Source organism: Mycobacterium sp. DL440 (assembly GCF_011745145.1).
Classification (GTDB): domain Bacteria; phylum Actinomycetota; class Actinomycetes; order Mycobacteriales; family Mycobacteriaceae; genus Mycobacterium.
The window spans coordinates 5178297-5186046 of sequence record NZ_CP050191.1; the positions used below are offsets into that span (position 1 = coordinate 5178297).

Sequence of the window (7750 nt, forward strand, 5' to 3'; positions counted from 1 at the left end):
CTGTTCACGGTGAGCGACCGCATCGCCGACCCATGGGCCCCCACAGGACACCCTACGGGCGTGGGCAGGCATGGCCGGATCGTGACCTGCGGGCCATCGCCGATCCGCTGGCCATCAAGCTCGCTGATTCGATCGACTTCGACTTCGACAAGTTCGGCCGGCGCAAGGGTCAGGAGATGGCGTTACGCTCGCTGGCCTTCGACCAGGCCGCCCGGCACTACCTGAGCGAACACCCGTCCGCCACGGTGGTCGCGTTGGCCGAAGGCCTGCAAACCAGTTTCTGGCGACTCGACGCCGCGTTGCCAGATGCCCGGTTCCGTTGGCTGACGGTCGATTTCCCGCCTGTCATCGAACTGCGCGAGCGGCTGCTGCCCGCATCCGACCGCATCACGGTGCGGGCGCAGTCGGCGCTGGACTACAGCTGGATGGACGCGGTGGATTCCACCGAAGGGGTGTTCGTCACGGCGGAAGGCTTGCTGATGTACCTGCAGCCCGAGGAAGCCCTTGGCCTGATCTCCGAGTGCGCCGGCCGGTTTCCGGGTGGACAGATGATCTTCGACCTGCCGCCGGTGCTGGTGAAGAAGTTCGCGCCCAAAGACATGCGGTCCTCGCGGCACTACCGCGTGCCACCGATGCCGTTCAGCCTGTCACCGGCCGAGTTGGCAGACCTGGCGCGTACCGTGCCCGGTATCAAGGCCGTGCACGATCTGCCGATGCCCAGCGGTCGCGGGTGGTTCTTCCGCACCGCATCCCCGGCGCTCTGGCAGTTCCAGCCCACCAAGCAGTTTCGCGGCGCCTACACGCTGCTCGAGTTCGGCTGACTAACCGCCTGCGGCGGCCAGCCGGGCCCGTTCCCGCATCGATGCGACGACGCCGCCATCGTTGAGGATGTCCGTGCCGGTCAGGTAACCCGCCCGCTCACTGGCGCAGTAGGCCAGCAGATCGGCCATCTCCTCGGGCTTGCCCCACCGCGGTACGGCGGCATCGGCCACCATCGCGCCCGCGCCGGCCTGTTCCTCCAACCGGCCCATCTCGGTGTCGATGGACCCCGGGGAAACTGAGACGATCCGGATGCCGCGAGCATTGAACCGCTCTGCCTGCGACGAGCTGTACCACTTCACGAAGGCCTTGCTGATCGCGTAGGAAAAACCTGATCGCATGTCTTCGGGAGCCACGCTGCACGCGGCGAGCATTTCGGTGAGGAAGCGGTCCTGGTCCTGCAGCGCCAGCGGAAACTGCTGCACCGGAACGATCTCCTCGGGCAGCAGGTGCGCCGCCATCGATGCCACGTTGACGATCGCCGCGCCCTCGGCCGCGGTGGCGAAAAACGCCTCGTTCACGTGCAGCGTGCCCAGGGCGTTGGTCCTCATCACGTACTCGGCGTCACCCATGCTGGGACTGACCCCGGCCGCATGAATGACCGCGCTGACCGTGCCGAGCCCGGCCGCGGTCTCCAACAACCGGTCGACCGCGGCCCGGTCGGTGACGTCGGCGTTGACGATCCTGGCGGTGATCCCAACGTCCCCCAGGGCGGTGGCTGCGGCGTCAAGGCGCTCCTGCCGGACATCGCACAACACCACTGTCTGTTCCCGGCCGACGACCTTGGCCGTGGCCAGTCCCATGCCGCCCGCGCCGCCTGTGATCACCGTCACCCGTGTCATGGCTAGCACGGTATACAGCCGGATCCGCGGCTCAGCCTGTGGGGCTCGTGCAGGTGCTCAGCAGCCTGACACGGCGATTTCCCGGCAACAATGTGAGCAGCCTTGCTGTGCGGACCCACCGACCGGCATATAACGGGTAGTGATGACAGATGGCCCGACGATGACGCTGACGAACCGTTGTCGATTGCCGGTGGCGGATCGCCCGCAATGACGTGCCCGTATTGCGGATCACCCCTCGATACCGCCGATACCTGCAGCCGCTGCGGGCAGCTCCACGGGTCCGCGCCGACCGGGTGGCGTCCGGACCCCACCGCGCGCCACGAAGGCCGCTACTTCATCACCGGGCATCCGACGAATCGCGTACGTGACGGCAGAAGCGCATCGACCGACCCGGATGGCGGGCGGATGCTGCCCGACTACCTCGAACTGAAGACGTCAGGCATCAGGGCAACCTGGCTGGGGACCACAGCCGCGGCGGCGATCATCGTGATGACCGCGGCCGTGGTCTGGGTATTGATGGTGGCCGGCCGTAGGCCACCGCCCGCGCCCGAAGCCGGATACCTCAACGCACTGAAGGATGCCGGGCTCAGCGATCAATTCAATTCAGATGCCAACGCCGTCGCGCACGGTCGGCAGGTCTGCCGCAAACTGGAAGACGGTGAACCCCAGCAGGGGCTGCTCGCCGACAAGATCGCGGTCGACACCTTCTGTCCGCATTTCTCGCAGGGCTTCCACATCCTCGAAAAGGCGGACGTTGCGGGAAGTTTCGTACTCACCGACAATTCCGGGGCTGAGGGTATCGTCTCCGACGGAACGAAATGCCAGGGCGCCAACGGATACGCGGACGTCAATCCCGGCACTCCCGTCACCGTCAAGAACGGCAAAGGCGATGTCCTGGCCACCACCACCCTGGGGCCCGGCAAGAGCGGTAACGCCAACTGCACCTTCTTCTTCACCGTGCCGCTGACCGAAGGCCAGGATCGCTACGTCCTTTCGGTCGGACGCCGTGGCGAGTTCAGCTACAGCTTCGAACAGCTTGTGGCCAAAGGCATTCTGATGCAGCTCGGCCAGTGATGTTTGCGCCGTGATGTTTGCGAGAATCACACCCTGACGCGGAGTTCGCGCCTTCGGCACCCTTCCATATCACGGCGGGCAACGGCGTTTGGAAACGATGCGGTCACGAGTACGGCTCGCTCACGTGTCAACCCCGCAACCATCTGAGTACTTGTGTGGACACCGATTTCAGCCAGCTCTACGGTTGCGCTCGACACAATTTTCATCGATGTAATTTCCGCACGACAAAAAGGGAGTCGATCGGGGATGACCACCTTTGCCCACATCACAGTCAAGGCCGCCATCAGCGCCGGATTCTGCCTGACCGCAGCGGCGGCCGCGGTGGCGCTGAGTCCGTACGCGGCTGCGCTGCCACTCAAGACCGGCGGATACAAATGCGTGGACGCCGCTGCCGCAGCGCCCGGCGCACCGGTGTGCGCCGCTCCAGCGGTTGAAGCCGCGGGCATTGCTCCCGCAGCTGTTCCTCCGGTACCCCTGGCGCCGCCACCGGTAGCCCCTCCGGTGCCGCTGGCACCACCCCCGGTAGGCGTTCCGCCGGTGCCCCTCGCACCGCCGCCGGTGCCGGTCGTACCTGCCGCCGCTCCCGTCCCCGCGGCACCGGCACCCATCGCTGCTCCGGTAGTCATAGCGTCCGGTACCGCGACCGGCAAGGGTGTGCCGACCGTATCGCCCGGCGGCGGTCCGGTCGCCGGCGCGCCGACGCTGCCCGGTCCCGCGGACGGAGCCAGCGGCTAGTCCGTCCCCCTGGAGTCACGAAAGGCGCCTGGCTCACGAGCCAGGCGCCTTTTCTGTGTCTTCGGGTGTAACGCTTGCCTGCTTTACCTTGCCTTGCAGCAGGATTCGCTATTCCTGGACGATCACCGGATCACCGATGTGCACTGTGTTGAAGTACCACTCGGCGGCAGCCGGAATCAGGCTGATACAGCCGTGGCTCGTGTTGTCCAGGCCCATCGACGGCACGGCCCACGGCGCCGAATGCACGAACAGACCGCGCTGGGTGAAGCGGACCGCGTAGTCCACGTCGAGGAGGTACCCGTCAGGAGCATCGACGGGGATGCCGACGCTGCTCGAATCCATCTTGACGGTGCGGTCCTTCCCCAGAACGGTGTACGTGCCGACCGGGGTCGGGTATTCCGGACGGCCCAGGGAGGCCAGCAGCACACCCGCTTCGCCGGCGTGCGGCAGGTGGTGCGGCGCCGGCAGATCGATCGGCGGCTCTTCACCGATTCCGTCGATGGTCACGGTGAAGGTGTGGTCGGAGATGTCCGCGACACCGATGACGGCTGGGCCCGTTTGAAATTCGGTGCGCATACCGCCGACCGAGAGCATCACGGTGCTGTGCGCCGGCCAGAACTCGGCGGGTTTCCACGACACGACATTGGCGTCGAGCCACTCGTAGGTGCCCGCCCGAGCCGGTGTCGACTTGAGCCCGAGGGCACGTTCGACAACCTGGTGATTGGTGACCGGGTTCTTGAACGTGACCACCACCGGATGCCCCACACCCACGACGGCACCCTCGGACGGCGCGATCGATTCGATGGTCGACGTCAGCGGAAGACTCACCGCCGCCGTGTCGACGCTGTTGGTACCCCCGGAGAAGTAGGTCATGGCGACAACGCCCAGCACGAGAACACCCTGAAAAACCGCGCGCATCAAACCGATCTTTCTGCGATGCCCCCATTGATCTTGAACGATGTCATCGTATGGGCCCGCAGCTGTCCGAATGTGTAGTCACACGTAGACAATTCGGTCAAGCGTTCGTCACGTTTCGGCCACGGCGGCCGTCAAACAGCGAACATGTGACCGGACGCGGATCTTCCAGGCGTCAGTCCGCGACGACCTCGCCGCGGGCGGCATTCAAGCTGAGGACCCGAGCGCAGGCCAGGGGTGTCACCAAGGCGCTGGTCCGCAGCCCCGACTGGGACGGACGCTGGGGCTCCAGGTCCAGCGCGTCATCCTCGTCGTCAGGACGATAGGACGACGGATGCCTGCGCTTGGCCGCGGCCAGCTCACGGGAGTAACGCTGCGACGAACACCACAGCGGGTGCGTCGCCAACTCGATTACCGTCGAGCCGGCAGCTTTTGTCGCCATGTTCAATGACCTCCAGCGGGAGCTTCACGGCACTTCTACTCAGTGCCAAGCGTGCTCGGCCAAGCTGAGACGGTGCATCGAGTTGGCCGTGGACTCCTTAAGGATCCCTCTTAAACCTCTTTTACACATCCAAAGAACCTGAACAGAGACGTAATTCACACTCCTGAATTTGACATTGTTTGCTGTGACTGCTTCGGCAAGTCGACGTGCGGCACGGTGAAGCGACGACCCCCGCGTCCCGGCCGGGTCGCAGGAACGCAACACGGCAACCCCGGAGGACGCAAGGCTGTCCCAACGGCGGATCGGCGATGTTCCCCGAAGGGCTTTCATCACGAAACACCTTCTCACGCGGCAGAATCCGTCAATTATCGCAGTCTGTATCCCGGCGAACGGGGCAAACTCGAACCGGGCCAGTCACTTCCGGGACTCAGCGAGCCGGCGCCGACCTTCCCGCAACTCCACCGAAGCTGCGCGCAGGCCGGCTGGTAACCGGCGTCTGGTTTGCCGTATATACAGCGCGTCGTCGAGCACCGATCACAACCCGCCTTACCGATCTGCCAGGCCGGGCCCCGAGAGCCCCCATCGATCGCCGACACCGTCGCCCCCGACGGTTCCAGCTACCGGATTCACTGCCTCGCCCCAGCTGTCCGTCACGGGGCCTCGACAAGAATCGGCCCACTTTCTTACATTCGCAAGAAACCCGCATGTAGGTCGACTACATAAATTAAGGAAGCGCGCCAGCGAACGCGCCGCCGTTAGCCCCGTCGATGCAGAATCGTTACCTATCCCTTAACCTGTCCCGTGGCCGAGCTCCCCTGCTGGAACGTCAATTTGCTCGGTGAAGGGTGGTACGGCTGTGGATGCACATGATCCGAGCGTCGGAGAACATGCGCGTCCGACCGTGACTCGGGCGTCGCGCGCGTCGATCGAAAGCTGGCCGCTGCGGTGGAAAGTTGCGGCGACCCTGGTGTTGCCGATCCTGCTGGCGGCGACGTTCGGCGCCGTCCGTATCTACAACGAATTGTCGGCCGCATCGCAGCTCAACCTCGCGTCCGACAACGCCGTGATCGTGGTCCCCGCGGTGGGGCTGGTCGATCGGATCGACGGCCTGGCATATGCCGCCGCCTCGGGTGCACCGATCGACGAACCGCTCGCACAATTCGACGAGAGCGCCCAGGCCCTGGACTCCCTGATCAAGTCCGCCGAGTTCGACGCGACCGTCGCGACCGAGCTGACGACGGCATCCTCCACCGCCAAGACGTTGCGCGACGACATCAAATCCGGGCCGATGCCCCAGCGGGTGATCGCCGAGCGGGCGCAGAACGTGGCCTCCGGCGTCGTCTCCGCGATCGCGGCAACCACCGCGACGGTGGACGACCGCACCGTGCGCCCGATCGCAGACCAGCTCGTTGACGCTCTCGCGGCGCAACGAGCATTGACGACGCAGCGGATCCTGATCGCCGCGCCAGATTTCGCCGATTTGGAAGGGGTGCGCACCGAGGCGGCGGACGCGGCGGGCGCAGAAGCGGCCGCGATCGATCGACTCAACCGGCTGACGTCCACGGACGAGGGCACAGCGCTGTCCAGGGAATCCGACGTTCGTCGCGACACCTACACCCGGCCGGTCGACGACAGCGTGCGTGCGCCCGCGTTCACCGAGGCGATGCGGGCGAGCGTCGAGGGGTATCGCGCGATGACGCAGAGCCTGTCCTCCGACCTCGACGGCACGTTGCACCATCGCGCCAATACCCTGCGATCCGACGCCCTGCGTGACACCGCGATCATCCTGGGTGCGGTTCTGGCCGCCCTGGTCTTCGCGCTCGCCGTCGGCCGCTCGCTCATCCGGTCGATCGGACGTCTGCGCCAGGGCGCGCTGCAGGTGGCACAGGTCGCGCTGCCCGAGGAAATCGAACGGCTCAGCAAGGGCGGTGGCATACCGGAGATCCAGCCGCTGCCGTTCCGCACCGATGAAGAGGTCGGGCAGCTCGCGCGCGCGATCGACGACATCCACTCCCAGGCCGTCCGCCTGGCCGGCGAGCACGGCGTCCGCCTGCAGATCGGCGACATGTTCGAAACGCTGTCCCGCCGAAGCCGCTCACTCGTCGAAGAACAGCTGGCCCTCATCGAGACGCTGGAGCTCGATGAGGAGGATCCGGCCCGGCTGGATCACCTCTTCCGCCTCGATCACCTTGCGACGCGCATGCGCCGCAACGGCGACAACCTCCTCGTCCTCGCCGACACCGTGGAACGCCACCGAGCATCGGTACCCGTCGCGCTACCCGACATGCTGCGCGCCGCGATGTCCGAGGTCGAGGAGTACCGCCGGGTGCAGGTCGGACACCTGGCCGACGTGTCGATCGCGGGCTCGGCCGCCGGCGATATCGGCCACCTGATCGCCGAGCTGCTCGACAACGCGCTGCGCTACTCGCCGCCCGACGCGCCGGTATTGGTCACCGTGGGGCGCGCGGTCGACGCCGGCCTGCTGGTCGAGGTGGCCGACCGAGGACTCGGCATGTCCAAGGACGACTTGACCGCTGCAAACGAGCGCCTTGCGCTCGGTGGCGAGGTGACCTCCGAAACCGCCAAGCGGATGGGGCTTTTCGTGGTCGGCCGGTTGGCCCGGCGTCATGAAGCAACGGTGCGCCTGCGTACCACCTCCGCATTGACCGATCGGCCCGGCGTGACGGCGAGTGTGCACCTGCCCGGCACACTGGTCGCGCCGATCGGAATGGGTGAGACGCTCGACGACCTACGCAACGGCTCGTTTGCAGAGTCGCGCCCGCGGACCGCCGAAAGCAGGGGGAATGCGGCCTCGAGCGCCGCCACCGGCGCGCTCACCGAGGCCGACGGCTCACCGGCACCGTCGCTGCCGTCGGAGCCCGGATCGGATACCCCCGCCAGAGCCACCGTCAACGGGCTGCCG

7 protein-coding genes are annotated in these 7750 nt (G+C 66.2%); 4 read left to right on the plus strand and 3 right to left on the minus strand.

Going from position 1 to position 7750, the window contains the following annotated elements; all coding sequences use genetic code 11:
• Positions 1-32: 32 nt before the first annotated feature.
• Positions 33-821 (plus strand): class I SAM-dependent methyltransferase, encoded by a 789-nt coding sequence (locus HBE63_RS25270; RefSeq protein ID WP_166907300.1) that lies wholly within the window; start codon positions 33-35, stop codon positions 819-821.
• Here HBE63_RS25270 and HBE63_RS25275 read toward each other — a convergent pair whose 3' ends face one another.
• A complete protein-coding gene (locus HBE63_RS25275) occupies positions 822-1661 on the minus strand; it encodes an SDR family oxidoreductase (protein WP_166907302.1) in 840 nt (279 codons plus the stop codon).
• 207 nt (positions 1662-1868) lie between these two features.
• On the opposite strand from HBE63_RS25275, the gene HBE63_RS25280 reads away from it, so the two are divergent.
• Positions 1869-2735 (plus strand): DUF732 domain-containing protein, encoded by an 867-nt coding sequence (locus HBE63_RS25280; RefSeq protein WP_166907304.1) that lies wholly within the window; start codon positions 1869-1871, stop codon positions 2733-2735.
• 246 nt (positions 2736-2981) lie between these two features.
• The gene (locus HBE63_RS25285) at positions 2982-3470 is read left to right on the plus strand and encodes a hypothetical protein (RefSeq protein WP_243858272.1); all 489 of its coding nucleotides are present in this window, start codon (positions 2982-2984) and stop codon (positions 3468-3470) included.
• A gap of 108 nt (positions 3471-3578) precedes the next feature.
• Here HBE63_RS25285 and HBE63_RS25290 read toward each other — a convergent pair whose 3' ends face one another.
• Positions 3579-4388 carry a L,D-transpeptidase gene (locus HBE63_RS25290; protein WP_166907306.1) on the minus strand — a complete coding sequence of 270 codons (810 nt, stop codon included), beginning with the start codon at positions 4386-4388 and terminating at the stop codon, positions 3579-3581.
• Between the two features lie 172 nt (positions 4389-4560).
• Positions 4561-4827: a hypothetical protein gene (locus HBE63_RS25295; protein ID WP_166907308.1), complete on the minus strand. Its 267-nt coding sequence runs from the start codon at positions 4825-4827 to the stop codon at positions 4561-4563.
• A gap of 901 nt (positions 4828-5728) precedes the next feature.
• Here HBE63_RS25295 and HBE63_RS25300 point away from each other — a divergent pair.
• Positions 5729-7750, plus strand: a 2022-nt coding sequence (locus HBE63_RS25300; protein ID WP_243858274.1) for a sensor histidine kinase KdpD, incomplete at its 3' end; no start/stop codon positions are given.